The organism is Pontibacter cellulosilyticus (assembly GCF_014306105.1).
Classification (GTDB): Bacteria; Bacteroidota; Bacteroidia; order Cytophagales; family Hymenobacteraceae; genus Pontibacter; species Pontibacter cellulosilyticus.
The window spans coordinates 409,364-433,895 of record NZ_JACRVF010000003.1 but is presented as its reverse complement, the minus strand read 5'-3'; the positions used below and the strand labels follow the sequence as shown (position 1 = coordinate 433,895).

Annotated in this window: 26 protein-coding genes and 1 other RNA gene; 17 read left to right on the top strand and 10 right to left on the bottom strand. The window is 45.1% G+C overall.

The window, feature by feature from the left end; all coding sequences use genetic code 11:
* Position 1 precedes the first annotated feature (1 nt).
* The 8 genes from H8S84_RS12730 to H8S84_RS12695 all read left to right on the top strand — a co-directional run bounded on the left by H8S84_RS12730 (position 2) and on the right by H8S84_RS12695 (position 7,970).
* Positions 2–2,362, top strand: coding sequence for an ABC transporter permease (locus tag H8S84_RS12730; protein ID WP_187067716.1), 2,361 nt, complete (start codon positions 2–4; stop codon positions 2,360–2,362).
* Positions 2,363–2,390: 28 nt separating this feature from the next.
* Positions 2,391–3,776 carry a S41 family peptidase gene (locus H8S84_RS12725; protein WP_187067715.1) on the top strand — a complete coding sequence of 462 codons (1,386 nt, stop codon included), beginning with the start codon at positions 2,391–2,393 and terminating at the stop codon, positions 3,774–3,776.
* 23 nt (positions 3,777–3,799) lie between these two features.
* The gene (locus tag H8S84_RS12720; RefSeq protein ID WP_187067714.1) at positions 3,800–5,203 is read left to right on the top strand and encodes a DUF4932 domain-containing protein; all 1,404 of its coding nucleotides are present in this window, start codon (positions 3,800–3,802) and stop codon (positions 5,201–5,203) included.
* A gap of 141 nt (positions 5,204–5,344) precedes the next feature.
* Positions 5,345–5,715: a transfer-messenger RNA gene (gene ssrA, locus H8S84_RS12715) on the top strand.
* Positions 5,716–5,934: 219 nt separating this feature from the next.
* Positions 5,935–6,438, top strand: coding sequence for a cupin domain-containing protein (locus H8S84_RS12710; protein WP_222621657.1), 504 nt, complete (start codon positions 5,935–5,937; stop codon positions 6,436–6,438).
* A 241-nt stretch (positions 6,439–6,679) separates the two neighbouring features.
* Complete coding sequence (locus tag H8S84_RS12705) at positions 6,680–6,955, top strand: hypothetical protein (protein ID WP_187067712.1); 276 nt, start codon at positions 6,680–6,682, stop codon at positions 6,953–6,955.
* Positions 6,956–7,260: 305 nt separating this feature from the next.
* Complete coding sequence (locus tag H8S84_RS12700; RefSeq protein WP_187067711.1) at positions 7,261–7,479, top strand: hypothetical protein; 219 nt, start codon at positions 7,261–7,263, stop codon at positions 7,477–7,479.
* The gene (locus H8S84_RS12695; RefSeq protein ID WP_187067710.1) at positions 7,473–7,970 is read left to right on the top strand and encodes a DUF4112 domain-containing protein; all 498 of its coding nucleotides are present in this window, start codon (positions 7,473–7,475) and stop codon (positions 7,968–7,970) included. The genes H8S84_RS12700 and H8S84_RS12695 overlap by 7 nt, the downstream gene beginning before the upstream one ends.
* Here H8S84_RS12695 and uvsE read toward each other — a convergent pair.
* The 4 genes from uvsE to H8S84_RS12675 all read right to left on the bottom strand — a co-directional run bounded on the left by uvsE (position 7,967) and on the right by H8S84_RS12675 (position 11,720).
* A complete protein-coding gene (uvsE, locus tag H8S84_RS12690; protein ID WP_187067709.1) occupies positions 7,967–8,860 on the bottom strand; it encodes a UV DNA damage repair endonuclease UvsE in 894 nt (297 codons plus the stop codon). The two genes, H8S84_RS12695 and uvsE, sit on opposite strands and share 4 nt — an antisense overlap.
* 117 nt (positions 8,861–8,977) lie before the next feature.
* A complete protein-coding gene (locus H8S84_RS12685; protein ID WP_187067708.1) occupies positions 8,978–9,613 on the bottom strand; it encodes a carboxypeptidase-like regulatory domain-containing protein in 636 nt (211 codons plus the stop codon).
* Positions 9,614–9,787: 174 nt separating this feature from the next.
* Positions 9,788–10,297 carry a hypothetical protein gene (locus H8S84_RS12680; RefSeq protein WP_187067707.1) on the bottom strand — a complete coding sequence of 170 codons (510 nt, stop codon included), beginning with the start codon at positions 10,295–10,297 and terminating at the stop codon, positions 9,788–9,790.
* 184 nt (positions 10,298–10,481) lie between these two features.
* Positions 10,482–11,720, bottom strand: a complete 1,239-nt coding sequence (locus H8S84_RS12675; protein ID WP_222621651.1) for a metallophosphoesterase — start codon at positions 11,718–11,720, stop codon at positions 10,482–10,484.
* A gap of 152 nt (positions 11,721–11,872) precedes the next feature.
* Between H8S84_RS12675 and radC the strand changes: the two genes are divergently transcribed.
* Both radC and H8S84_RS12665 read left to right on the top strand, forming a co-directional pair.
* Positions 11,873–12,595 (top strand): RadC family protein, encoded by a 723-nt coding sequence (radC, locus tag H8S84_RS12670; RefSeq protein WP_317175443.1) that lies wholly within the window; start codon positions 11,873–11,875, stop codon positions 12,593–12,595.
* 48 nt (positions 12,596–12,643) lie between these two features.
* Positions 12,644–13,021, top strand: a complete 378-nt coding sequence (locus H8S84_RS12665) for a four helix bundle protein (RefSeq protein ID WP_187067706.1) — start codon at positions 12,644–12,646, stop codon at positions 13,019–13,021.
* A gap of 38 nt (positions 13,022–13,059) precedes the next feature.
* On the opposite strand, the gene H8S84_RS12660 is transcribed toward H8S84_RS12665, so the two are convergent.
* The 6 genes from H8S84_RS12660 to H8S84_RS12635 form a co-directional block, all read right to left on the bottom strand.
* Positions 13,060–13,260 (bottom strand): YwbE family protein, encoded by a 201-nt coding sequence (locus H8S84_RS12660; protein WP_187067705.1) that lies wholly within the window; start codon positions 13,258–13,260, stop codon positions 13,060–13,062.
* 37 nt (positions 13,261–13,297) lie between these two features.
* Positions 13,298–14,929: a right-handed parallel beta-helix repeat-containing protein gene (locus H8S84_RS12655; RefSeq protein ID WP_187067704.1), complete on the bottom strand. Its 1,632-nt coding sequence runs from the start codon at positions 14,927–14,929 to the stop codon at positions 13,298–13,300.
* Positions 14,930–14,963: 34 nt separating this feature from the next.
* Positions 14,964–15,446 carry a TonB-dependent receptor plug domain-containing protein gene (locus H8S84_RS12650; protein WP_187067703.1) on the bottom strand — a complete coding sequence of 161 codons (483 nt, stop codon included), beginning with the start codon at positions 15,444–15,446 and terminating at the stop codon, positions 14,964–14,966.
* A gap of 8 nt (positions 15,447–15,454) precedes the next feature.
* Positions 15,455–15,688 (bottom strand): hypothetical protein, encoded by a 234-nt coding sequence (locus H8S84_RS12645; RefSeq protein WP_187067702.1) that lies wholly within the window; start codon positions 15,686–15,688, stop codon positions 15,455–15,457.
* A gap of 187 nt (positions 15,689–15,875) precedes the next feature.
* Positions 15,876–17,723, bottom strand: coding sequence for a pyruvate kinase (locus H8S84_RS12640; protein WP_187067701.1), 1,848 nt, complete (start codon positions 17,721–17,723; stop codon positions 15,876–15,878).
* 120 nt (positions 17,724–17,843) lie between these two features.
* A complete protein-coding gene (locus H8S84_RS12635; RefSeq protein ID WP_187067700.1) occupies positions 17,844–18,773 on the bottom strand; it encodes a LysR family transcriptional regulator in 930 nt (309 codons plus the stop codon).
* A gap of 95 nt (positions 18,774–18,868) precedes the next feature.
* Between H8S84_RS12635 and H8S84_RS12630 the strand changes: the two genes are divergently transcribed.
* From H8S84_RS12630 to H8S84_RS12600, 7 genes are all read left to right on the top strand, one after another.
* A complete protein-coding gene (locus H8S84_RS12630) occupies positions 18,869–20,359 on the top strand; it encodes an NADP-dependent isocitrate dehydrogenase (RefSeq protein ID WP_187067699.1) in 1,491 nt (496 codons plus the stop codon).
* Positions 20,343–20,591 (top strand): hypothetical protein, encoded by a 249-nt coding sequence (locus tag H8S84_RS12625; protein WP_187067698.1) that lies wholly within the window; start codon positions 20,343–20,345, stop codon positions 20,589–20,591. Before H8S84_RS12630 ends, H8S84_RS12625 begins: the two co-directional genes overlap by 17 nt.
* A 2-nt stretch (positions 20,592–20,593) precedes the next feature.
* Positions 20,594–20,905, top strand: a complete 312-nt coding sequence (locus H8S84_RS12620; RefSeq protein WP_222621650.1) for a hypothetical protein — start codon at positions 20,594–20,596, stop codon at positions 20,903–20,905.
* Positions 20,881–21,717 carry a DUF6671 family protein gene (locus H8S84_RS12615; RefSeq protein WP_187067697.1) on the top strand — a complete coding sequence of 279 codons (837 nt, stop codon included), beginning with the start codon at positions 20,881–20,883 and terminating at the stop codon, positions 21,715–21,717. Before H8S84_RS12620 ends, H8S84_RS12615 begins: the two co-directional genes overlap by 25 nt.
* Positions 21,718–21,719: 2 nt before the next feature.
* Positions 21,720–22,214 (top strand): carbonic anhydrase, encoded by a 495-nt coding sequence (locus H8S84_RS12610; RefSeq protein ID WP_187067696.1) that lies wholly within the window; start codon positions 21,720–21,722, stop codon positions 22,212–22,214.
* On the top strand, positions 22,211–23,173 hold the full coding sequence (locus H8S84_RS12605) for a sodium-dependent bicarbonate transport family permease (RefSeq protein WP_187067695.1): 963 nt from the start codon (positions 22,211–22,213) through the stop codon (positions 23,171–23,173). Before H8S84_RS12610 ends, H8S84_RS12605 begins: the two co-directional genes overlap by 4 nt.
* A gap of 192 nt (positions 23,174–23,365) precedes the next feature.
* Positions 23,366–23,983: a DUF1684 domain-containing protein gene (locus H8S84_RS12600; protein WP_187067694.1), complete on the top strand. Its 618-nt coding sequence runs from the start codon at positions 23,366–23,368 to the stop codon at positions 23,981–23,983.
* The last annotated feature ends 549 nt before the right edge of the window (positions 23,984–24,532 follow it).

Sequence of the window (24,532 nt, the reverse complement as noted above, 5' to 3'; positions counted from 1 at the left end):
TATGCTTAAGAACTACCTCAAAATGGCCTACCGCAACCTAATGCGCCACAAGGTTTTCTCTTTGATCAACATATCAGGTTTAGCGCTGGGGATGACGTGCAGCATCCTGATTATGCTGTGGGTGAAGGACGAACTGAGCTTTGATCAATATCATAGTAACATAGATGATCTGTATAGGGTGATGGAGGTACAGCACTACCCAGGAAACGATGATCTTATCACTTCGGCTAATCCAGGACCGTTAGCTGAGGCTTTGAAAGCAGATCTGCCAGAAGTAAAGCGTGCAGCGCGTATTTTTTGGGATACCCAGATGCTCTTCAACTACGGCGACAAAACCCTGAAGCAGACTGGCCGCTATGTAGATCCGGAGTTTTTGCAGATGTTTTCGTTTCCGCTGCTACACGGTGATGCCAACCAGGCGCTGAGCCAGCCAAAATCTGTATTACTAACGCAGGAGATGGCGGAAAATATTTTTGGAAGTGCTGATGCAGCAGTAGGTAAACTGCTCAAGGTAGATAACAAGGAAAGCTACAGAGTAACAGGTGTGTTGGCTAACGTGCCGGAGAACTCTTCAATTCAATTTGATTTTTTGATGCCGATGCAGGACCTGCTAAGCAAGCCGGATATGGCTTGGTTGAAGGAGTGGGGCAACAATGGCATAAGATCTTATGTGCAGCTACAACCAGGTGCCGATGTAGCGGCTTTTAACAAAAAGATTGAATTCTTCATCAAGAAATATCAGGAGGACACGCACATAGATTTGTTTGTACAACCCGTTGCAGACATGTACCTCTACGGTGACTTCAAAAGCAACCCGAAAGGAAGTGGTAAGATTGAAACCGTACGTCTCTTTTCGGTTATTGCCCTGTTTATACTTGTAATTGCCTGCATCAACTTCATGAACTTGGCCACGGCACGCTCTGCAAAGCGCGCTAAAGAAGTAGGTGTACGCAAAGCAATAGGCGCAAGCAAATCTGCACTTATAGGGCAGTTTATGGTCGAGTCGGTGTTGGTGGCTTTTCTGGCGCTGTTCCTTTCTTTAAACATTGCTGGTATGGTGTTGCCACAGTTTAATGAGCTTACAGGCAAAGCCATTTCATTTGATTTAAGCAATCCGTCTCTTATACTTTTGCTGCTGGGTGTGGCTTTGTTTACAGGATTGATTTCTGGTAGTTATCCTGCCCTTTTCCTTTCCTCCTTTAATCCGGCAGTTGTGCTTAAAGGCACAGTTAAATTAAATAAGCGCGTAGCCGTTTTCCGACAAGGGCTTGTGGTGTTTCAGTTTATACTTTCGGCTTTGCTTATTATCAGCACACTGGTTGTTTACCTGCAATTGCACTACATCCGCACAAAAGACATAGGCATGAACAGGGATAACGTGGTGTATCTGCCATTGGAAGGCGAGCTAAACAAAAGGTATGAGCAAGTAAAGCGTGATTTGCAGCAGGTGCCGGGTATAACAGGTGTGTCCGCAGGAAGTGAAGTGCCACTTTATGTTGGAAACTCTACCGGTAACTTTGAGTGGGAAGGTAAAGATCCTGATACCAATATCCTATTCAGCAGGCTGTGGGTAGACTATCACTTTATTGAAACAATGGATATCAAGCTGAAAGAGGGCCGCACGTTCTCCAAAGAGTTTGGTACCGATACTGCCAATTACATTATAAACGAAGAAGCTGCCCGCCTGATGCAGTTACAAAATCCGGTAGGAGAATGGCTTGGTCAGGATGATGAAAGGGGAAAAATAATTGGGGTTGTAAAGAACTTTCATACTTCGCCTGCACAGGTAAACACGCAGCCAATTATCATCACTTTAGGGTCTGGTTCTCAGTTTCTGTTTGCCCGCATTGCTACAGGAAAAACCACTGATGCACTTGCTGGAGTTGAGGGAGTTATAAAGCGACACAATCCAGCTTTCCCATTTGAGTATCATTTCCTGGACGATGATTATGAGAAGATCTACAAAAGCGAAGCCATTATGGGCAAGCTGACCACATATTTTGCAGTAATAGCAATTATCATCTCTTGCCTGGGCTTGTTTGGTTTAGCCTTGTTTACAGCCGAGCAACGCACCAAGGAAATAGGTGTCCGAAAAGTATTGGGCGCATCGGTAGCAAACATCGTGTTCATGCTGAGCAAGGATTTCTTGAAGTTGGTGCTGATTGCTAATCTTATCGCGCTGCCACTGAGCTGGTATGTTATGCAGCTATGGCTGAACGGCTATGTATACCGCACCGAAGTTAGCTGGTGGATTTTTGCAGGCACCTTTATAACCACAATTATTATTGCACTGTTCACGCTTAGCTTCCATGCAGTAAGAGCTGCAGTAGCTAATCCGGTTACTTCACTTAGAACTGAATAGTATCCAACCATTAGTATAAAATATAACCATGAAAAAATTTCTATTCCCGTTGCTGTTGCTCTTAGCAGTTGTTGCACATGCACAGGTTCCTAACACCCTTTCTGCAGCCGACAAAGTATACGGCTTGTCTAAATTCTGGCAGGAGGTAAACTATAACTTTGTGTACCTAAACAAAGTGGACCGCAGCAAGTGGGAGAATGCCTACCGTGAGGCTATAACTACAGTCCAGGCTACGAAAAATGATTATGAGTATTACAGGGAGTTGCAGAAATTCTGTGCCTTGCTGAATGATGGTCACACCAACATCTACTTTCCGAAAAGTATAGATTCGCTGATTCACAAAAACACATTCGGCAAGTATAAACTCTTCCTTAGCAACATTGATAACAAAGCCATTATAACCAGAATCAACCTGAGCGCTAAAGACGAAGTGCCGGTGGGTAGCGAGATCATTGAAGTAAACGGACAACCAACCAATGCCTACCTAAAGCAGCATGTACTGCTTTACATCTCATCCTCTACGGATTATGTACTGATGGACTGGGCTATTGAAAATATGCTGAGAGGCCTGGTAGGAGAGAAGTATGACATCAAGTACAGAACTCCAAAAGGTAAGGTAAAGAGCCTGACGCTGACCCATGCCAAAACTACAGAGCAGGAAGTATACCCGGTGCTTGAGAAACGTGAGCTGCTAGACCTGAAGTGGTACCCGAATGAAACAGCTTACCTGGCACTAAACGCCTTTCACGATCCTAAAATTAACCAGCTGTTTTTAGAGAAGCTGCCTGAGCTGCGCAAAGCCAAAGCCCTGATCATTGACCTTCGCTATAATGGCGGCGGCTCTACAAGTATAGGCCGTCAGATACTGGATTACCTGAGTCCTGACACACTGCTTTATGGCTCTAAAAATTCTACGCGCCAGCACCTAGCCAGTTTTAAAGCCTGGGGTGTATTTACGGCGCCAAAAGATACCGTTGGAAGTGAGTTTGCCGCCAAGTCGCTGAACGCTTTTCAGGACAGACTGATGTATGAGTTTGACTACAATCCAGCCCACAATAAAGTCCAGCAAAGTGAAAAAGTTATTGTGCCAACCGCCATACTTATTGGGCATAAAACTACATCAGCAGCCGAAGATTTCCTGATCTATGCCGATAATCAAAAGCACATGACCAAGATAGGGGAGAACTCTAATGGCAGCACGGGCCAGCCTTTTATGTTTGAGTTGCCTGGCGGTGGCAATGCCCGCATCTGCACCAAAAAAGACACTTACCCGGATGGCCGTGAGTTTGTGGGCTACGGTGTGAAACCAGACATAGAGGTGAAGATGACCCTGCAGGACTACATCCAGAAAAAAGATCCTGTGCTGGAGCGTGCCCTGAAGCACCTGAAAGACCAGAAATTAGCCGCTAAATAATACCAATCTCAAAATAAAACTTTATGAAAAGCTTAAAGAAATACGCATTGGCGTTGATGTTAGTAACTGGCGCATCAGCCAGCTATGCACAGAAGGTAAAGGAACTGCCAAGCATAAAATCTAATACAGACAACTTTACTTATGTAGTAAATGATACCGACAGGCGCTCTGACTGGAGAGTGTCTCCTGACGCTGAACCGTCCAGGCTGCAAGTAGAGTGTAAACTGAAGGTAAATAAAGTAGGTTTTATAACAGACGTTGACTCGATCTTCTTTCATATAAAAGAAGGTGAAACTGTGCACTTCTATGTGCAGCAGACAGGTAAAGAAAAAAAGCTTACCGAAATCGTGGGAGTGCCTAAGAACACGAACTTCACGAAGAAGTATATCCGAGAGCACCAGGGCAAGTTTAGTGTAGAGGTGCCCGAAGTGCATGAGCTCGCTAATATCTTAACGGCTATCTCAAATGTAGGGCAGCAGGATTCTAATATGGTTGATATGACTACGCCTTACTACAAAGAAGTGATGGCGCATTTCTCCCCATACAAAAACCACCCGGTTATGGATGTGGTTAATAAACACATTACTAAACCAGAGGACATAGACAGCTATTGGTATTACTATGGCATGAAAATGAATGCCTGCGCCTACGTGTTCGATAAGAAAGGCAACATAAAGAACGAAGGCTTCATCAGGAAAATGGGTTTTAACTATCCTGAGGATCCGATTCTTGCCAACCGCGCGTTGATCGAAGACTTTGCCAGGAAATCGAATTTCAGGGAATTTTATAAGCAGCACCAGCCATACTACAATGAGCTTATTCAGATGTATCGCTCTCAAAACCCAATAGACCAGCAGCAGGAGTGGCTGGAAGAAAAATTCGGGTTCAAGTATGGCAACTACCGTGTCACGTTCTCGCCGCTGGTAGGTGGCGCTCACTCTACCATGAGTTTCGAAGACAATGGCTTTAGCCAGACCGTTATGTTCGTAAACCGTGCAAAGCTAAGCCCAAAGTATAATGCGAAAGTAAACGAGATGAGCAATACGCGTGTCGTATTTACAGAGATAGACCACAACTTTGTGAATCCGGTAGCGGAGAAGTATCCTGAGCAGGTAAACCAGGCGTTTACAGATAGATCGAAATGGGTAAACGATGCTGTTTCTGGTACTAGCGCTTATGCTTCGCCTGACCATGTTTTTAAAGAATACATGACATGGGCCATTTACTCCCTTTATTGCCTGGATAAATTTTCTGCCGAAGACAATGCCACCTTTATACCCAAAATGGAGCGCCAGATGGAGAAGAGTAGGGGTTTTATCCGGTTCGGAGACTTCAATCAAAAGCTGATCTCGCTTTACAAAGTGAACCCAAAAATAAGTATAGATGAGCTTTATATTGCTATGCTTGACTGGAGCAAAACTTTATAGGCAAAACTTTAGAAATCTGAAACCTGAAACGATATTTAAGTGTTAATTAACTGAAAAACGGATAGAAGTGTGCTGCAAATTTTATACATTTGTGGCATACTTCTTGAAGTATAAATAACAAGAATTCGTTCTTTATTTATTGGGGATGACCGGAATTGACAGCTTGTGCAGATTGCGTGTAAGCATGTTGGGTGATGAACGTACCACCTGTTAAAAATTCGTTCGAACAATAACTGGCGAATATAACTACGCCATGGCTGCTTAATCTAGGTATTAAGCACTAGCCATAGTCTCGTGCAGGCTTCGTAAATCTGCTTGCACATCAGAGGCTTCGATCCGATTTACTAGTCTGTGTAAAGGTGCGGTGCACAGGCGAAATTAAGCATCTAAGGAGTGCGCATAGGCTTGACCTAGGCCCGCAATCTCCCGACAATCCAACTAGCGTCTAAGCATGTAGAAGGCACGACGGTTTCCTTGTCTGGACCAGGGTTCGAATCCCTGCATCTCCACCAATTATAAAAAGCGCCAGCTGACATTGTGTCGGCTGGCGCTTTTTTGTGCTTTATCTTTTTTTGTGCAGTACCGTTTTCACTAAAAAGCTGCTGAAAGATGTTGTGCATGCTGATGTTTTAACTAAATTACTACGTTCCGTAGTAACAAAAATTATAAGAGCTAGTATTGTTTAAACTTAATACCAAGAACAATACACCCTGAAGAGACACCCTTATATGATGAGTTTAGCAGAAGATAAACAAACGTTGTTTAGCGAGGTAGAAAAACAACTTGCCAGCCAGGGCTTTTATATCGAAAAAAAAGATTTAAATAGGCCTTGGGGTGGTTTTTTTGTAATAGATGAAGCCCAGGCACCAAAGTTTGCAGAAACATACTTCAACCAGGTACCAGTAGAGGACCTGAAAATATCCGGAAAGCTTAGCCCTAAGATTTTGGTTGTAGCTCCTGACAAAAGACTGTCGTGGCAATACCACCACCGCCGTGCTGAGATTTGGAAAGTGCTAAAAGGCGAGGTAGGCGTGGTTACCAGCGATACAGACGAAGAAGGTGAATTGCAGCGATTATCTCCTGAATCTTTAATAACTTTAAAGCAGGGCGAACGCCACCGTTTAGTCGGACTTAACGACTGGGGCGTACTTGCCGAAATCTGGCGCCACACTGATGCAACACAACCCTCTGATGAAGAGGATATTGTCAGGCTGCAGGATGACTTTGGAAGATAAGCTTATGATATTATTATAAACAAAAGAGCCTCTGCATAAGAGGCTCTTTTGTTTAAGGGTTTCTTTTTTAGTGCAATGAGTTAATCCTCAATATGATCAATGTTCATCTTCTTCCTATTTGTCTAATTTGTACTTAATGCAGTTGAGTTAATTCTTATTCAAGAATCTTTGCAATGTGTTTATTAAGTTATACAGAGAGATGTAGTTTTGCCGTTCATCGGTATCAGAAACCAATTCTTTTATGAATTTTACATTAAGCACAAGTATTTTGATTGTAGTTGCAGTGTTGTCAATGACTGCTTGCTCATCTTCTAAAAAAAGCACTGGCAGTAATGGCCGTGTTGTTGTAGTAGACGGAAAACAGGTACGCATAGAAAGCGGCAAAAAAGACAATGGCTTGCACAAAGGGTGGTATAAAAACCCGAACAACCCGCATCACCCAAGCACAACCAATCCGGGCCATACCAAGCAAAAGGGTAAGCCAACAGGTAAGGGCAACGGTAAAAAGAAAAAGTAGCTTACCAGTTAATCTTTAGAAAAGCACTTTAGCCATTAGGTTTAGGTGCTTTTTTTATGCCTTTATGCTTGGCTAAGGCTATTTGTAAAACAAAATATAGAGAAATTTAAATTGGATAAAACCATTGTGAAATTATAAAGTATAAATACACTGTTAAAACACTATTTGTAGAATTGCCCTTGTCTGGGCAGGAATAAACAGTTTATTTATGCGGTTTTTTACAAAAGGATTTTTTGTGTTGGCAGTAGGAGCTATGGTTGCTTCATGTTCGCCCCTTAGCAGAAGCAATAAAGCTATTTTGGTTGATGATGATGGGAGAAGCATGCGCTTTAATAATGGCCGGCAAGAAAGCAAAAATAAAAAGTGGAACAGCTCTAAAAGCATTGGAAAGCAGCAGAAGAAGAGAAACAAGTCTTTTGCAAAAAGAAGACGAGGGTAAAACCTGTGCCATCAGTGTTGAAGTTTGGGAATATTGTCTTGCTAATATCTTTAACTGCAAGCTGCCGTATATGCGCTTATGGTAGAATATAACAGTCGTTATACCCGCACGCCTCGCAGCGAGAAGCTGAAGTGGGTGGAGCACATGGTGAAGCTGATGGATAACCAGTTCAGGTTTCCGGGCACTAACTTCAGATTTGGCTTAGATCCTATACTTGGATTTATTCCAGTGGCTGGAGATCTTGCGTCATTTGCTGTTTCTGCCACTATCGTGATGACCATGGCGAGGCACGGTGCGAGCAATAAACTGGTTGTGCTAATGCTGCTGAACATTGCTTTAGATACTATTATAGGAAGTATACCTATACTAGGTAACATCTTCGACTTTTTCTTTAAAGCCAATGAGCGTAATGTTCGTATGATGCGGGAACACTACGAAGAAGGCAAATACCAGGGCAGTGGCAAGAATATAATTATTGGCGTAGGTATTGGGATACTGGTGCTATTTATACTTTTAATTTGGGCACTATGGGAACTGGCGGAGTGGGCTTACCACATAATAGCGGACTTGTTTTAGGCCCGGCCTAACGCTTGCGCCAGCTTTAGAGCTTTGAGGGCACTGTCTTCTTTGTCCTTGATCTCTAACATGATGTCCATGTCTAGACCCTCAGTCTCAATCAGAAAATCATGGAAAAGTTGCTCCTGTATACTTTGCGTATGTCTGCCTTTGCGCTCTCCAAGAGCTTGCGAACTATAGTCCATCATCAGTATACCGTCTCGTTCTGGTTGCCAGGTAGCGGCAGCCATCTCAACTGCCTCACGCATTGGTTCACCGTTGTTTACGCACTCGTGGTGCAGGTTGTCAAAAATAATAGGCATACCAGTGAGGTCGTGTAGGTAAAGGCAGTCTCTTAGAGAATAGGTGCGGTCGTCGTTCTCTACACAGAGTCGGGCTTTTACAGCATCGGGTAACATGGTGTGGTATACTTCGGAAAAGCGGCTCAGGGCAGAGGCTTTATCGCCGTAGGCGCCGCCGCCGTGTATCTGCAGTTTGGCAGTAGTGTCAAGGCCCATCAGGTCGAGTACGCTGCCCTGGTACACCAGCTCGGCTATGCTGTTCTTTACCGTTTGCTCGTTCGGGGAGTTTAGCACCACAAACTGATCGGGATGCATAGAGATGCGCATGTTGTTATTTCGGATGTAACTACCCAGCCGCCTAAATGTCATCTTAAAATGCTCTTGCCAGTTATACTTGTTCACCTCGTGCGAGGCAAAGGGCACTAAACCGGATGTGAGCCTGAAGAAAAGCAGCCCATGCTGTACATTATACTCCAGAATGCGTCGCAAGCAGGCTAGATTTTGCTCTACAGTTTCAATAAGACGTTCTTCTGTATAAGATGCTAACCTGAATGTGCGGGAAGAGGTGCAATCCAGTGATTCGTTTATGCAGGGGTATCCAATCTTCATGTGCGCTTCTTTTGTTTTGTTTAACCCCTGCTGTAAAAAAAGGTTTAGGAATCTACTTCGTCGTCTGCACCGTCCCTAAAGCCAAAGCGCCTGCAGTTTGCTGCAGGCGCTTTGGCTTTATTCGTAGCCTTTGTTATCCTTAAAAAACTTGTTGTATGCCTCCCGTTCTTTTTGCAAACGCTCAAGCTCCTGTAAAATGATCAGTTCCTGTAATTTGCGCTTCTCCTTGCCTTCCCGTGATAACAGGTCGTACAGGAAAGTGGCCGGACTCATGATGGTGGCAGGGGCTGCTTCTGGGGGTGGGGGTGGTTCTAAGCCCGGTATGTAGCCTGGCTTTTTGGCCTGGCTAGTGGTGCTTTGCTTCATGTTGCGCAGGGCGCGCTGTATCATTTCAGGAGAGGGGCGGCTCGTTACCTCTACCTCGCCAAGCATTACGCTATCCTCCTGCAACACAATATTTACCCTGATCTCGGAAACAGGTACAGGCTTAGGCAGGTATAAAAGTGGCTTAAAACCAATGGCACGAATCATCAGGGTGTCTTCCTGCGCCACATCTATTACAAACTTGCCCTGCTCGTCTGAAACTACTCCTAAACTTGAGTTGATCTTAATGACGCTGGCACCGGGAATGGGTGTTTTTTTATCGGCCTGCACTACGGTTCCGCTTACCCGTAACTTCCGTTGTGCCTGCGCAGGCAGGCTTACAAAAAGCATCAGACAGACAAAGCTGAAAAGTAGGGGGAAACGAAGCATTTAGTATAGGTTGATAAGCAGCATTTAATCGTAGGACTTCTTTACTACGTCCAGAACTGCCAAAAAGTATGCCAGCCTCAAAATATTAGTCCTGAAAGATATATCAAGATAGTTAAAAAAGAAAGGCAGCCCGTGTATGAATTTACGGTCTGCCTTTCTTATGCTTTGCTATACTTATTGCTTGTTCGTCTTCTTGCTTGTATCGGACTGTTTTTGTGTGCCTGTTGTGGTTTTCTGGTTGGGGTTGTTTTGTTCCGGCTTCGCGCTTTCGGTGTTTTTGTCTCCAGTTACTTCGTTCAGGCTGTCCTGTACTGTTACCATACTTTCCTGCTCTCTTGGGTCTGTTGCACTGGACTCATCTATTATGTCTCCTGCCTGGCCAACCATTCTAGTGGTTTGATTAAGGTTGAATTGTTCTATTATGCCACTTGCGTCTTGGTCTGATATGTAATAAGCCTTAACCATTTCGGTGGCTAATTGCCCGTTGGTTGGTACAGTAGCTGTGGTCATTTGTATCATACGGGATAAAGAGTCGAGACTAGAGTATGGTCTGATATGGTTAGGATTAACTCTTTCATCATTGTTAGACTCTTCTGTTTCAAAAGAGGTGCCACTGTCTTCCATACATGAACTTGCAAAGAAAAGTATACCTGCAGCCAGTACAATATTAAACGCCTTTTTCATGGTTTGCTTCTGTTTGTTTGATGTTGTGCCGGTCTTATTTTCTTTTAAGCCGGCATTTGTTTTCGCTTCAGTTTATTACGTCTCATGTTCTGTTATGTTTGATTATAGCAGATGACAGCAAGTATAGCGAAACGAAAAAAGCCGACGCAAAGGCCGGCTTTCTTTTAAGTATAAACCCTACGGTTTAGGCTCGTTTCAACTCAAAAACAGTGATCTCTGGCAAAAAGCCCACCCTGCCGGGATAGCCAATGAAGCCCAGACCCGTATTCACATACAAGTGCTGCTGTCCCTTTTTGTACAGGCCTGCCCACTGTTTGTACACATACTGCACCGGGCTCCATTTAAAGCCAGGTATGTTTACGCCAAACTGCATGCCGTGCGTGTGCCCGGAAAGGGTAAGGTCGATGTCATCGTATTTCTGATTTACCTCACCATCCCAGTGTGATGGGTCGTGCGAAAGAAGTACTTTAAACGGAGTGCCTTCAGTGCCCTTGTAAGCATCCTCTAAGCGGCCATACTTCGGAAAGCCAGCCCTGTTGCCCCAGTTCTCAACGCCAAGCACGGCAATTTTCTCCCCGTTCTTCTCGATAATGCGGTTCTCGTTCATGAGTAGCTGCCATCCCATTTCGGCATGCGTTTCTACCATACGCTTCAGGTTATCCTTTTTGGCATTCGGGTGCGGCCACTCACGCACATAGTCGGCATAATCGTGGTTGCCCAGCACAGAGTATACTGCATCTTTTGCCTTGATCTGGCTAAGCGTTGGTATGTGACTCTCTACCTCCGAAGCAAGGTTATTTACAAGGTCGCCGGTAAAAAACACCAGGTCGGCCTCCTGCTTGTTAATGATCCTAACTGCCTCCTGCAGCGGTTCTGTAGAGGTAAAGCTGCCGGTGTGCAAGTCAGAGATCTGTAGCATTTTATAGCCATCGAACGCAGCCGGAAGGTTAGGGAAGCGGAGCGTTACGCGTTTAACACGGTAATCGTAGGCGCCCTTAACCATGCCATAGATAAAAGCAGACAATGGAATGGCTGCCACTGCCAGGCCCAACTGGCTGATAAACCTGTTGCGCGACGGATCGAACGGCGTTTCTTTGCTAATGCTGTTTAGGGCATACTTGCCCACCCGCAACAAATCGTCTACCATCAGGAAAGCTACCACTACCAGTTTAGAGGCAAATATTATAAAGAGCGTGCTGGCCAAATAAGTCTGGAAGGCACTAGGAGGTGTGCCACGTGTGGCAGAGGCAAGTATAAATGTGCCTGCCGTTATGACAAAAATCAGCCAGTAAACTATGTGTAAAATGCGTTGGGTGATTGGTGCAAGATTCTGAGTTGCTGCCTTTACTGCCTGAAACACATACAGGTCCAGCATGAAAAGGATCAGGACAACAATGCCAAAATTTAAGATGCGTTGTATCATATTTTAGTAAGCTGCAAGCTATAAATCAAATAGCCGCGCGTGTGTAACCACAATTAGTGAAAGTTATTTTGTATTTATTACTAACTGCTGAACTAATTTTCTCTATAATTAATTGCAGTAGCATCTTCTTATTATCAAATTTTGTACCGTAAGTGAAAGAGACCGAAGCTACTGCCATTGCGCCATACCTGCAGCCGTTAAATATTAAAACCTGGGCCGAAGAAGACCGACCCCGCGAAAAGCTCTTGCTAAAAGGAAAAGCGGTCCTGAGCGATGCCGAGCTCATCGCTATACTTATCGGTTCGGGTACGCCTAAGCTTACGGCCGTGGATGTAGCCAAACTTATACTTGCTGCCGTTGGCAACGACCTGAACGAGCTGGCAAAGCTTTCGGTAAAAGATCTGATGAAGCATAAAGGAATAGGAGAGGCAAAGGCTATTACTATTGTAAGTGCACTGGAACTGGGCCGCCGCCGCAAAGAGACAACTGCTGCTGCCCGTGCGCAAATAACCTGTTCCACAGATATTTATAATTACATTAAGCCCCAACTGCTCGACCTGCCCCACGAAGAATTCTGGATTATACTTCTGAACCGCGCCAATGTGGTAATGAAAAAGGAAAGTATAAGTTCTGGCGGCGTGGCCGGCACCGTGGCTGACCCAAAGATCATTTTTAAGAAAGCACTAGAGCAATTGGCCAGTTCTATTATACTGGTGCACAACCACCCCAGCGGTAACATCAAACCAAGCGCAGCCGATATCTCCCTGACCAAAAAGATGAAAGAAGCCGGACAGTTCCTAGACCTGCCTGTGCTGGACCACATCATTTTTACGGATAATGACTACTATAGCTTCGCAGATGAAGGGTTGTTATGAGTTAGAGAGTTTGGGAGTTAGAGGGTTTGAGAGTTAAAAGGTAGAAATATGGGTGAGCTTAGGTTAAGCAATTTTGAGTTTGGCGAACAGTTTAAAAGGCGTACCAAAGCTTATAGTCTAAGGGTAATAAAACTTTTTCAGGCATTACCTAAAGATGTGGAGGCACAGGTTTTGGGTAAACAATTACTTAGAGCAGCAATATCTGTTGCAGCAAATTATCGTGCAGCTTGTAGAGCAAGATCTAAAGCAGAGTTCGCCGCTAAAATTGGTATAGCGCTGGAAGAGGTGGACGAATCTCTTTTTTGGCTTGAGATGCTTGAAGAGGCAGGAATAGTCAAATCTGTACTTTTAACTGGCTTAAAACAAGAAGCAGATGAGCTAACAGCAATACTTACTACCATCCGCAGGAATTCAGCAAGGAAATAGTAACAGATTTAACTCTCTAACTCTTAAACCCTCTAACTCTATAACTCAGGAAGTATCTCCTTTACCCTGCCAACCTCACCAGTCTCCAACCTAACCTTAATCCCGTGCGGATGATTTGGAGAATTAGTCAGGATATCCTGCACATAGCCTTCGGTAAGATAGCCGGTGCGCTGGTCTTCTTTCATCACGATGTTTACCCGAAGGCCGGGCTTTATGTTTGATCGTTTTCTGCCGTCCATAGTTTTGATTAAAGTGGCAAGGTAAGTATAAATCGTGTTACTCTTTTGTTCGTTGGTGTGCGCCAATATCCAGCAGTTGTTGCCGGGGTAAAGGGTTCAGGAAAAAATCATGTGCTCCTGGAGAGAGTTGCAACTGCTCCGGCCATACTCCTTTGCCTTGTAAGGAAGAACGCGCTTTCAGTTTATAGGCGTTTAAAGACATCACCTTGCCTGGGTAGCCGACTGTTTTTCCTTTGCCCGGTTTTCTAAGCCTTGGGTTCTGCATAAACAGCCCCTGTGCATCTGCTATATTTATACTTGTATGCTGCTGTAGCTGTTGTGGATCTGTATACGTTTTATCTCCCACGATAAATAGCGGTGTACCATCTTTACTGTAGAGATTGTTACTCCGGAAACGTACGGTATTAATGGTGTCTTCAATTGCTAGGAGTGTAGCGCCATTGTCTGTGTAAAAGATATTATTCCATACTTCTACATCTTTTAAGCCACTGCTCATAATCCGGAAGCCGCCGCCACTGGGTACCACAGCACCATCTGCAAAAACAGTGTTGTTGTGGATGTATAATTGGCTAATGCCGCCTGTTGTGTTGGCTGGAGCCACCCACAAACTAATGCCTTTGTAGTTGTTCTTGCGCCCATCGTTCTGCGAGATATTATACCGGATGGTATTGTGATGCATTGGCCTGGCCCATTCGAACTGCGCAGCTAAAAAACCCGGGCCGTCGTTGTCGTGGGAGTAGTTGTACTGCAGCACCGAGTTGGTAGTGCCTCCGTCTAAATCGAAGCCGCCGCCGTCGCAGCCACTGCCGGCCTGCATATTGTAGACCTCGTTAAACTGAATAATCACCTTGTTTGCGTCCCAAGCCCAAATACCCACCGGACCGCCACAATGTATGTTGTTGCTGCCGCTGCTATGCACCACGGAATGCTCTATGGTAGCACCGTCTACATCTGAAAGCACAATGCCGCTACCGCTGTGTTTATTTTGTTTGGCTAAGCCGTACACCTTGTACACATGGCAGCTGCCCACAAAAATATTTTGGTGTGAATACCCTTTTTTAGACTGGCTGAAGAATCCCCAACTGGTAATGCCCTCAGAACCCACATCATATACAATGGCTTTGGTTATACTTACATCGCTGTAGCCGCTGTTACCGTTCCAACTGCCAATGGCAATTCCTGCATCCCTAAAGCCAGACACCTCCACATCATGGATGCGTACACGGTTAAGCTTCGTGTCTCCGGGTAAGTCGTTGTAGAACAGGATTCCGGTATTTTGATTGGTTTGGTAGCCATTGCCTGTAAATGCCAGTTGGCTTACATCAAGGTTAGACACATTGTAGGCATACAAGCCAAAGCTGGTATCGGCTTCAATATTGGCTTTACCCGGACCATAAGAACTGATGACCACTTGTTGGTCACCTTGTTTTAGGTTGCCTTTGTGTAAGTATAAACTGCCGTTGAACGTGCTGCCGCTCTCAAAAAGAATAGTATCGCCGGAGTAATAAGTATGGGAGTTTACTTTACTGATGCTGTACCACGCGCTGGCTGGGGAGAGACCTGTGTTTTGATCGCTGCCTGCGCTGCTGATGTAGTATGTTTTTGCGGCTACACTCAAACTACTGAATACGAGTAAAAGTATAGTCGCTATTGATTTTGTAAAGGCCATGCACGGCTGTACGTTTACAGTTGCATGCCCGGTTTTATTTTGTAACCAGGTTCAGGTACTCTTCTTTGCCGCCTTCTATAAACGGATTATCAGCAACAGCCACCACCACATCTTTTATAGTGGCAAGCTCTACTAAAACTAGCTCCGGTTTGCTAACCATGCGGCCATCAATGGCAACTTTCAGCTGCTGTTGTTTTGCAGGAACTTTAAAGTGGGTAAACACCTGTGGCAGTCTGGTTAGCTCAATGTCCTCTTTTAAAGCAATGATAACAGCACCTTCTGCAGCTTTGTCGCCATACTTTGCAGTGGCTTTTTCACCTTTTAAAATATCAACGCTTTTTATTTTGTCGGGCTCAAGTATAAAAGCTCCCATAGCTGTTTGTTGCCCATTTACAACTACCAGCGGGTTTGATGTTTGTGTGTTGCCAACAAATGTTAGTTGCTCCTGGTTTGAAGGAGTCTGTGCACTTGCTCCCAGGCTGGAGGCGAGTATAAGCAGGGCGAAAAGTTGTTTCATAGCGGAGCTTAGCCGTTTTTAAAATGCTTGAAGTTTTCTTTGTGCAACTGGCTCTGGCGTTCCTGGCTGCAGGAGTATTTCATGTATAACAGTATGCCAGCTACACCAGCAGCATGACCGGCCAGTATAAGGTACAAACCAAAGTTGCTATCCGGGGAATACATAAACTTAACAAAGGCTCCGATAATTACCAACAAAATGGCAGCCTTGTAAAGCAACTTTTCAAGTGTTCTCGATTTCATAATGGTATGCTTCGTTGAACAAATCTTTACTAAGTGTAATTGCGAGACCTAAGTTACTTTAAAAAGGTTTAGCACTTTACAGGGGTAATATATGTATAAAAACGATAAAGGTTGTAATTATATTGCTGAAATTCAAAAAGATGTGAATTATGTTAAATCTTAGCACGTGTAATGTTACTAACTTGGCTTAAGGCTGCATATCCAGTTCCGAAATGTGCAGGCTGCGCAGCATAGATGTTTTCTTGTTCTGGTGCTCCTGCATCCGCACCAGGATATCGTGCAGCATCTCGATGGCTTTTATTACATGAGGACCCTTGTTAAGCATCACACAGTCGGCTCGCTGGGCCATGGCGGCATCTGTTATCTCGGCCCTGGAGGGGCGACCTTTCTTTGCCAATGTTTCCAGTACCTGTGTAGCCCACACTACCGGTAAATGTGCTGCCTCGCAAAGCCACAGGATCTCTTCCTGTACCTCCGCCAGCCGCTCCCAACCGCACTCCACGGCAAGGTCGCCTCGCGCTATCATGATGCCAGCAGGGTAACACTGCATCACAGCCAATAATAAGTGGGGCAGGTTTCTGAAGCCTTCCTTGGTCTCTATCTTCAGCATCACGCCTAAGTGCTCAGCCTTTAATTTTTTTAATTCTTGCTGAAGGGCATCCACAGTTTCTGCATGGTTCACAAACGACAGGTTTACAATGTCGGCATGCTTGGCTATAAAGCGGAGGTCTTTTTTATCCTTGTCTGTTAGTCCTTTTAAATGGATGTCGCTTTCAGGGAGGTTTATACCTTGATCGGCGCGCAGTTTACTGCCTTTTTCACTGGCAGAGGTTATTTTTACAAACAGTTTATCCTTATTCACCTCCTCTATTACACCACCTATTTTGCCATCGTTAAACAGGATAGGCTGACCTGCTTTTACCTGTTTAAACACTTCTGGCAAAGTACAGGCAATGTGGGCAGGCTGTACAATATGTCCCTTTGAGTCATACTGTGCTGGTTCGCCGGGTATCTGCTCTTTTGTTATCATCAATAGACTGTCGCTCTTAAGTATAAGCGGGGAGTATATAGGAGGCAGTTCGCCAACTTCCGTTACCCGGTCCGGTACCGATTTACTTTTTACGCGCAGTTTGGTGCCTGTTACGAGGTAGGAGGTCTTAAATAGGCGCGCCACACAACCATTTTCTTCTTTACTTGCAACCGTAAAAGTTCGCTTACGGCCACGGGTGTCAGTAAAGTTGATTTTGTCGTTTTCCTGCAGTTGTGCTACCCAATCGGCATCTACCGGAAGTACAGCATCTATGTTTTTTGGGGGCTCAGCGCCTGCTGGTGCAAGCCATACTTTAGCAGCTTCGGTTACCTGGCCTAAGTCATTTTGCACCGGGTGTATGGCACGCATCCTAGGTCCCTCTTTAAGCGGGCCGGTCCTCAGTTTAGGCCCCATCAAGTCGATCAGGATTTTGCAGCTACTACCTGTTTCTTTCTCTGCTTGCCGTATGAGCTCTATCATCTTTAGCCAAACCTTTTCACTGTCGTGAGCGCAGTTAATGCGTGCGCAGTTCATGCCGGCTTTAAACATTCGAAGTACTAGCTCATATTCATTTACCACATCAGCTGCCAGTGTTACCATAATGCTGGTCCTACGCTTTTTAGGCTTCGTGCCAAGCAACGCTTCAGTATGCGCAGCTAGTAATTTCTTGTTTTCATTAAACGTTACCGACAAGTGTTTTGGGGCTGATTGACACGCAGAGAGATAGCAAAGTTGTTTCCGTACTGCCTGCAGGCTGGCCAGCACATGCCCCTCGGCGCGGCCCAACGAAGAAAGGCCTAGCGCTGCCAGTTGTTGCTGTAGTTCCCGAATATCGTGCTGCCGAAGCGCCAGGTAGTGCAGCAGGTTCTTAGCACTTTTTCTAAAATTGGGATGCACGACTTTAACAGCAGCAGAAAACTTCTTTTCCAGCGCAATAGCGTCCTGGTGCAGCTGGTCTAATTGCGCAATTAGTGTATCATACGGCTCCTCCTTGGGCTTTGGCATAATTCATACTTTAGTCTTTATTGAGACTTACGCATACAGCCAGGATGAGGTATTCCTGTACTAAGTATAAATAGCAGAATACAGTGCGATAGGGGCAAAAGAATTAGTTAGTCTATATGATCAATCTTTATACTTATCCACCCAATCAAAATGCTTCTGGATGATGCTGCTTTTCTCTTGCTGTATATAATTTAGGTATGCCTCGGCTACAGGCGAGAAACTTTTGTTGTGCAGCCATATCAGGTTCCAGGAGGTAATCAGCGGTAGGCCATCTACCGGTATAATCTTCAGGTCTTTCTGGTTAAGCTCATTTTTGATGCCGATCAGTGGCATAATGGAATAGCCTATACCAGCTAATAGTGCCTGCTTTACCGCCTCGTTAGAGGTAAGCTCTATCTTCTTGCCAACACTGATTTTGTTGCTGGAGATAAAGCGTTCCATCGTCAGGCGCGTGCCCGATCCGGGCTCCCTGTAAATTAAGGGAAGCTTTTCAAAGAGCTCTATGCCGTGGTGCCTGCTACCATCTCCCTCCAGTTCGCGGCCTACTAAGTATAGCTTGTTCTGCATAAGCTCTACATTACTCACCTTAAGGTGCTCAGGCAGAATAGACACTAAGGCAAAATCCGTCTCATTGTTCTCCAGGCACTCTAACACCTTTGATTTATTTGTAACGTCCATCACTAGTTCTACCCCTGCGTGCTGTTTCAGAAAACCTGAGAGAAAATATGGCATCACATACTTTCCGGTTGATACCACTGATAGCTTTAATCTGCCAGACAAGAGCCCTTTATGGGCAAGGGTTTTAAAGTTGATTGCATGTACCTCGTTCAGAATTTTCTCTGCAGCAACGGCTAGTTCTTTCCCAAAATCAGTGACGTGGAGTTTCCTTCCGATGATCTCTGTGAGTGGGATTTCGAACTGTTCCTGGAGGTTTTTTAGCTGGATAGACACCGCTGGCTGAGTCAGGTGCAGCTCCTCAGCGGCCTTGGTGATACTCTTTGTCTGCGTGATCTTTAGGAAGACCTGCAATTGGTGTAAAGTATAATTCATAAATAATGTTTATGTGTCGCATTAAAATTATAAACTAATATTTATAAATCAAAAATATGATGTTTGCAGTTAAATAAGAAAAAATGAAAAGCGATATGATAACACTTAATGAAAAACAAACAGACGAGGCAGCGGTAAATGCGCCAACTCGCACCAAAATAGCAGTAGCCAAAGGAGATGGCATCGGGCCTGAAATTATGGAGGCAACCCTGCGTGTGTTACAGGCTGCAGGAGCACGCTTGGATATAGAAGAAATTGAGGTGGGAGAGAATGTATACTTGGCTGGCAACTCCTCCGGCATCACGAAAGAAGCATGGGATGTGATTCGTCAAAATAAAGTATTGCTGAAAGCACCCATCACAACGCCACAAGGAGGTGGCTACAAAAGCCTGAACGTAACCATGCGCAAAATGCTAGGACTGTATGCCAACGTTCGCCCTTGTACCAGCCTTGCACCCTTTGTTAAAACTAAACACCCAGTGATGGATGTGGTGATCGTACGGGAAAACGAGGAGGACTTATACGCCGGCATTGAGCACCAGCAGACTGATGAGGTAGTACAGTGCTTGAAGCTTATCAGCCGACCGGGATGCGAGAAAATCGTGCGCTACGCCTTTGAATATGCCCGCCAGTACGGCCGCAAAAAAGTGAGCTGCTTTACAAAAGACAACATCATGAAACAGACAGACGGACTGTTTCACAAGGTGTTTGATGAGATAGCCTCTGAATACCCTGACATAGAGAAAGAGCACTGGATTGTGGACATTGGAGCCGCTATGCTAGCCGATTCGCCGGAAAAGTTCGATGTAATAGTAATGCCTAACCTATACGGCGATATTCTTTCTGACGTGGCTGCCCAAATTACAGGTTCTGTGGGTCTGGCGGGATCTGCTAACATCGGTGAGTCTTGCGCTATGTTCGAGGCAATTCATGGTTCGGCGCCTCTTATCGCTGGTTTAGGAGTGGCTAACCCATCTGGCTTGCTGCAGGCGGCCTGCATGATGCTTAACCATGTCGGGCAAAACGACATAGCCGAGAAAATCTACAACGCCTGGTTAAAGACCATAGAAGAGGGCGTGCACACACCTGATATCTACCAAGAAGGAACCAGCAAACAGAAAGTAGGGACACAAGATTTTGCCACAGCCGTGATCAATAACCTGGGGCAAAAACCTGCACAGCTAAGCTCAGTAGCCTATGGCAAGGGCATTAAGTTTAACATGCCAAAGTATATGCCTAAACCTGCGGCAACTAAAAAATTGCTTGGTGTAGACGTGTTTGTGCACTGGAATGGCAGAGACCCGGAGGAGATAGCCAAACAACTGCAGCAACTGGACACGCCGGAGGTAAAGCTAAGCATGATCACAAACCGGGGTATCAAAGTATGGCCTGAGGGCTTTGCAGAGACATTCTGCACCGACCACTGGCGCTGCCGCTTCCAGCATGCGCAGGAGCAGCCAATCACAAAAGAGCACATCGTAGCCATCTTGGCAAAAGCCATCGAAAAGAACATAGACACCATTAAAACAGAGAATTTATATGCCTTCGATAACAGAAAAGCCTTCTCTCTTGGGCAAGGACAGTAACATTGCACAGCCTGCTCTGCCAGCAGCAGGCAACAGCGAAAAAAGGAGAGACCTTAAACTGCGCCTGCAACTTATGGTAAACGCACTGGCCGTAGCTGCTTGCTTTATGATGATATTCTACACCAGCGATGTCATGATAAATGAGTTAAGTAAAGCTTTAGGCATAGTGCTTTGCCTGAACATGTTCAGGGTAATGGCAAGCAACAATACATCAACAGAAAAACAATTATAATCATGGAAACTATAAAATTGATACAGGGAAGCTTTACCTGTGAAGAAGCAAAAGAGATCCTACTTGAGATCATTACAAAAAAAATCAACTTTCATAACCTGAAGAATTTCAGCTCAATCATTCGCTTCGATGAGCAAGACGAGGAGCAGAGAAGCAGGCTGGAAGAGCTAAGGGAGGCGAAGGAGCAAGTGCTGCGTCTTATTGAAGAGGCAAAACGAAACAACAAGAAATTTGTGATTGAATCTACTATAAACATTACCCTAGAGGCGCAGGAACAACCTGCAGAGACATGTTCAGAGGCAGAAATTTACTAATTGCCACTAAGCACGAAAAAGAAAAAGTGATCGCGCCTTTGTTGGAGGAGGCCTTGGGAGTAAGTTGTGTGGTGGCTTCGCAGTTTGACACAGATATGCTGGGCACATTTACAGGCGAGGTAGAGCGTGAAGCTGACCCTGTAACTACAGCCCGTAAAAAGTGTGAAATGGCTTTGGAGTTGCACGGTTTCGACTTGGCTGTTGCCAGTGAAGGGTCTTTCGGTCCGCATCCGGTGCTGGGGTTTATGCCGGCAGATCAGGAGATCCTGTTGCTGCTTGATAAAAAGAACAGCCTGGAGATAGTAGCCCGGGAACTGAGCATTGAAACGAATTTTGCCGGCGAAGCGGTAAGCACAGAGGAGCAACTGATGGCTTTTGCGGTAGACGCTAAATTTCCATCTCATGCACTGGTGCTTCGGCCAACAAGATCTTCTGCCACAGCTATAACCAAAGGTATCACTGACAAGGCGCAACTGCTGGAGGTTTTTCGCCAGTTACAGCAGCAACATGAACTGGTGTATGTAGAAACGGACATGCGGGCTATGTATAATCCCACCCGCATGTCCGTCATCAGGCAAGCCACGGAGAAGTTGCTGGTTAAGGTAAACTCCTTTTGCCCTGCATGTCATACGCCAGGTTTCGGGGTTACCAGCGTGAAGCAAGGGCTGCCTTGTGCCGGTTGCGGTTTTCCGACACACTCCATCAAGAGCGAAATTCTTACCTGCCTGAAGTGTGATTATACTTCGGAACGCATGTATCCCAACAATAAAAAGGTGGAAGACCCTGCCTATTGCCAATTATGTAATCCTTAACCATGAAAAATAAGTTATTTCTGATATGCCCTCACAGTAAGCTAGAGCACTTTCTGGGTAGCAAGTACAAAAACGCTTACTTTCTTACGGCACTGGCAGCCGCTTTTAAACTAAATGAGCACACCTATATAGAGGAACTGATCGACTTTATAGAAAGAGAATCTGTAGAAGAGGTGATTGTGGTAAATGACGTCGACTGCCAATTTATAGAAAGTGTGCTCTCGAAGAAGAAAGGGTATGGCACATATGCCGAAGAAGTATTGGTAGATCTGCTGATTGATAATTATGCAGAGGTGATGAGCGGTAGTTCTGTGGAAGTGCAAAAGGAGAAATTAGCAGAGCTAAACGTGCAAAGACAAATACAGCAATTACTAAGCAGTGAGTATTTTCTGCAGCAGGTGGTACTGCAAAAGATCAAAATTAAAGGGCTAATAGCCTCCACTGCAGAGGGTAAGTTAACGGCGGTAAAAACAAACAAAGCTGTGTTCTCTATATGAACCTACATCTACTGATTGACAACCTCACAAGTCCGGCCTTGCTCTTCTTTGTGTTGGGTATTCTGGCCGTTCAGGTAAAAAGTGACTTGGAGATACCACCGAATTCATCAAAATTTATCTCGCTTTACCTGCTGTTTTCCATTGGGTTTAAGGGCGGACAGGAACTGGCGCACAGTAGTTACAATCTCGAAATTGTATGGGCGCTTCTGTTTGGGGTACTTATCTCATGCGCCATTCCATTTTATACTTTCTTTCTGCTAAAGAGAAAGCTAAGTGTGGAGAACGCAGGTGCTGTTGCCGCAGCATATGGCTCAGTTAGTGCAGTTACCTTTGTCACAGCTGTGTCTTTTCTAGAGTTTCAGCAGCTGCCTTTTAGCGGACACATGGTAGCCGTAATGGCGTTTATGGAGGCGCCTGCCATTATAGTTGGAGTTATCCTGATTAGTATGTTTTGCGAACGGAAAGAGCAGTCTCCAAACTTAAGGCACGTAATTCATCATTCTTTTACGAATGGGAGTGTACTGCTGATTTTAGGTAGCCTGGCTATTGGTATGCTGGCCAGCGAACAGCAGGCGCAGGGCATAAAACCGTTCACAACAGATATTTTTAAAGGATTTCTGGCGATCTTCCTGCTGGATATGGGCATTATTAGCGGACGCAAGCTACAGGACTTCTTCAAAAGCGGCTGGTTCACTTCTATGTTTGCCATAGTAGTACCACTTTTAAATGGTTGCGCGGTGGCAGTACTAAGCGGACTAATAACGCAAGACCCCGGCAACAGGCTGATGTTTGCTGTGCTGGCGGCAAGCGCCTCTTATATTGCAGTGCCTGCCGCCATGAAAATAGCCGTGCCACAGGCAAATCCGGGAATCTTCCTGCCAATGGCGCTGGCGGTTACGTTCCCGTTCAACATTACACTAGGTATGCCGATTTACCTCTTTGTAATCGGTACCTTCTAAAGATAAGGTTTAAGTTTAGTTGGTTTGGAGGTAGCCGCTTCCTTTAGCTGTTAAAAAAACAGTTAATTGAAGAAAAGGCTGCCTCCTTTTTTGTGCCATAATAATAAAGTGCCCATTGCATGTATAGTGGCTAAACCGTTTATACTTCTCTTCAAAATTTACGAACTTTGCCAGAAGTCAAGAATTCTAATTATGAAACGAGCTCATAAGCTGATCATATTTGCCGGCGTCGTGCTGGTACTGTTTTATTTCTTTAAAGATGCCTTTTTTAACGAGGAGAATTATACAATGCCTCTGCTGAAAGAGCGGGAAGACAAAGACCTGTCTTTCAGAAGTAAAACAAACTCCCCTTTAAACGACGAGGAGCGACGCAGTTTCAAGAATCTAGTTTATTACGAGCCAAACCTGGAGTATCGTATCAAAGCAGAGGTAGAGCCGCTTCCTGAACAGGATACATTGCTGATGCCTCTTACCAATGGTAGCTATGAACCCTACTTGCGGTATGCCCTGGCAAAGTTTGAGGTTCAAAACCAACCACACCAGTTAACACTGTATAAAAAGCTAAGTGGTGAGAAAAAGGACCAGTTGTTTGTGCCATTCACAGATAAAACCAATGGGTTCGAAACCTATGGTGGAGGCCGCTACCTAGATGTGCCCTTTGAAGAGGGAGCTAAAACGGTGACGCTCGATTTTAACCGCGCCTATAGCCCCTTCTGTGCTTATAACCCGGAGTATGTTTGTCCATTACCACCGAAGGATAACCGCCTAAGTATAGCTATTCCGGCAGGGGAAAAGACGTACGAAAAGTAAAATTTGATTGCTGATTGTCGGTTCGGTAGTGCCGGGTCAAACTACCCCTGTATTCCCTCCTTAGCCAAGACGGGGAATTCTGTTTTTGCTTTAGTTTAAGTATAAGTTGCATAGCACCAGCCTTTAGGTGGACAGATCGCGACTTGTCCCTACAAAAACGATTCACACGTCCTCTCCTTTAGCAAATGCATCGGCCAAGAAGTGTCTATCCCAGTTTCTCTGTGGGGGTAGGGGCCCTCTTTAGAGGCGCCTTGTGAGATCCGGTGCCCGCTAGGGCAGCACGCAAGTGCAGGAAGGAACACAGCGGTGATGCATAGAAACGAGGCCACACGGCCTTGAGGGCACCAAAGCTAGAAGTGAAAATACCGCCAGTAAGGCTAAGGATGAACCTCATCTCAATAGAAAAGCAAAAAAACGTCTGTCAAAGTAACAGCAGTAGCAACAATATCTTAATTTCTCCTCTCTTGCGACACTAAACAGAATAATGTTTAATTTTGGTGAACATTGGCTTTTGCTATAGAAGCTATACTTTAACAGACACAGATTAAC